The 2,237-nt window shown below is 62.0% G+C and carries 3 protein-coding genes; 2 read left to right on the top strand and 1 reads right to left on the bottom strand.

Annotated features, from left to right (window positions below; translation table 11 throughout):
- Together EN750_RS30465 and EN750_RS30460 are read left to right on the top strand one after the other, a co-directional pair.
- Positions 1–732, top strand: a 732-nt coding sequence (locus tag EN750_RS30465) for an ABC transporter ATP-binding protein (RefSeq protein WP_145968059.1), incomplete at its 5' end; no start/stop codon positions are given.
- Complete coding sequence (locus EN750_RS30460; RefSeq protein WP_127268577.1) at positions 729–1,490, top strand: ABC transporter permease; 762 nt, start codon at positions 729–731, stop codon at positions 1,488–1,490. The genes EN750_RS30465 and EN750_RS30460, both read left to right, overlap by 4 nt.
- A gap of 192 nt (positions 1,491–1,682) precedes the next feature.
- Here EN750_RS30460 and EN750_RS30455 read toward each other — a convergent pair.
- A partial coding sequence (locus EN750_RS30455; protein WP_127398947.1) for a phosphatidylglycerol lysyltransferase domain-containing protein occupies positions 1,683–2,237 on the bottom strand: 555 nt, incomplete at its 5' end.

The raw sequence follows: 2,237 nt of genomic DNA, 5'->3' as shown, positions 1-2,237 counted from the left end.
GGCCACGACATCAACAAGGATTATCGCGCCGCGCGCGGTCTGATCGGGCTGGTGCCGCAGGAACTGACCATCGACGCCTTCGAGAGCGTCTGGGCGACGGTCAATTACAGCCGTGGCCTGTTCGGCAAGCCGGCCAACCCCGGCTTTGTCGAGAAGGTGCTGCGCGACCTGTCGCTGTGGGACAAGAAGGACGCCAAGGCGATCACCCTGTCGGGCGGCATGAAGCGCCGGCTGATGATCGCCAAGGCGCTGTCGCATGAGCCGCGCATCCTGTTCCTCGACGAGCCGACCGCCGGCGTCGACGTCGAGCTGCGCCAGGACATGTGGGCGATGGTGCGCCGGCTGCGCGAGGACGGCGTCACGATCATCCTCACCACGCATTATATCGAGGAAGCCGAGGCGATGGCCGACCGGGTCGGCGTCATCAACCGCGGCGAGATCATCCTGGTCGAGAACAAGGCCGAACTGATGCGCAAGCTCGGCCGCAAGCGGCTGGTGCTGGAACTGCGCAATCCGCTGACGGCCATTCCCGAGGCGCTCTCGCGCTATGCGCTGGAGTTGTCGCCCGATGGCGGGCAGCTGACCTACACCTATGACAATCAGGCCGAGCGGCCCGGCGTCGCCTCGTTGATGCGCGATCTCGAGGCCGGCGGCATCCAGTTCCGCGATATCGACACGCAAAACTCTTCGCTCGAGGAGATCTTCGTCAATCTGGTGAGGAGGGAGCCATGAACCTTCGCGCCGTATGGGCGATCTACCGCATGGAAATGGCGCGTGCTTTCCGCACCGTGCTGCAGAGCATCGTCTCGCCGGTCATCTCGACGTCGCTGTATTTCGTCGTCTTCGGCTCGGCCATCGGCTCGCGCATCACCGAGATCGACGGCATCAGCTACGGCGCCTTCATCGTGCCGGGTCTGATCATGCTGTCGCTGTTGACGCAGTCGATCTCCAACGCCTCCTTTGCCATCTATTTCCCGAAATTCGTCGGCTCGATCTACGAGCTTCTGTCGGCGCCGGTCTCCTATCTGGAGATCGTCATCGCCTATGTCGGCGGTGCCGCGACCAAGTCGATCCTTCTCGGTCTGATCATCCTGGCCACCGCCTCGCTGTTCGTGCCGCTGACCATCCTGCATCCGTTCTGGATGCTCGCCTTCCTGGTGCTGACGGCGGTGACCTTCAGCCTGTTCGGCTTCATTATCGGCATCTGGGCGAAGAGTTTCGAGCAGCTGCAGCTGGTGCCGCTGTTGATCATCACGCCGCTGACCTTCCTCGGCGGCAGCTTCTATTCGATCAACATGCTGCCCGAGATCTGGCGCACGGTGACGCTGTTCAATCCGGTCGTCTATCTGATCAGCGGCTTCCGCTGGAGCTTCTACGGCAAATCCGATGTCTCGGTCGGTATCAGCCTCGGCATGACGATCGTCTTTCTGCTGATCTGCATAGCGATCGTCGCCTGGATATTCAGGACCGGCTACCGGCTCAGGAACTGAGCGGCGAAAGCGCCCTGAGCGCCGCTAGGTCTGTTGAGATTCAGGTCAGGCCGAGTCGAAAATGGTGGATTCCGAGAACCGGAGCGGAGCGTACTTTTTGTACGTGAGCTCAGTTCTACTGCGTGGCAGTAGAACTAGGGAAGCGCAGGAAGCCGCCATTTGCAGGCCGGCCTCACCTGAATATCACCAGACCTAGATCGCCTTGACCAGCCGCAGCAGCCCCAGCATCTCGACATACGTCCCCTTGCGGAAGGCGATGTAGACCGGCTCCTCGACGCCGTGGAAGCGGCGCTTGAACGCCGCCTGGCCCTGCAGGTTGAACCTGCGCCGATTGACCCAGGGAGAAGAATAGGCGCGCTGGAAGGCATTGCGCCAGAAATCGCTTTCGGCAAATCCGCTCGGGCCCACATCGACGAGCGGCGACAGGCCGAGCGTGACCACCGAGATGCCCTCTTCGCGAAAACGGTCAACGGCGAACTTGGTCAGGCCGATCTCGGCATGCGGTGAGGCGTCGAGATGCTTGCGCTTGAAGGCGGTGGTGTAGCCGATGACCTTGCCGTCGGCAAACAACGGGTCGAAGTCGAGCAAAGCGACCAGTTCGCCATCGGGACCGTGCAGGACGAAACGGCGCATGTCGGTGCCGAGATGGTCGGCGAAATGGCGGTTGAGAAAGCCCATCTCCCAGCGCTTGACGATGCGGTCGCCGCGCCAGTTTTCCGAAAGCCGGGCGATCTCGTCGAGGTAGAT

The organism is Mesorhizobium sp. M7A.F.Ca.ET.027.03.2.1 (assembly GCF_003999175.1).
Taxonomy (GTDB): Bacteria; Pseudomonadota; Alphaproteobacteria; order Rhizobiales; family Rhizobiaceae; genus Mesorhizobium.
The sequence above is the reverse complement of the archived record's forward strand: the minus strand, read 5'-3'. Positions and strand labels throughout refer to the sequence as shown.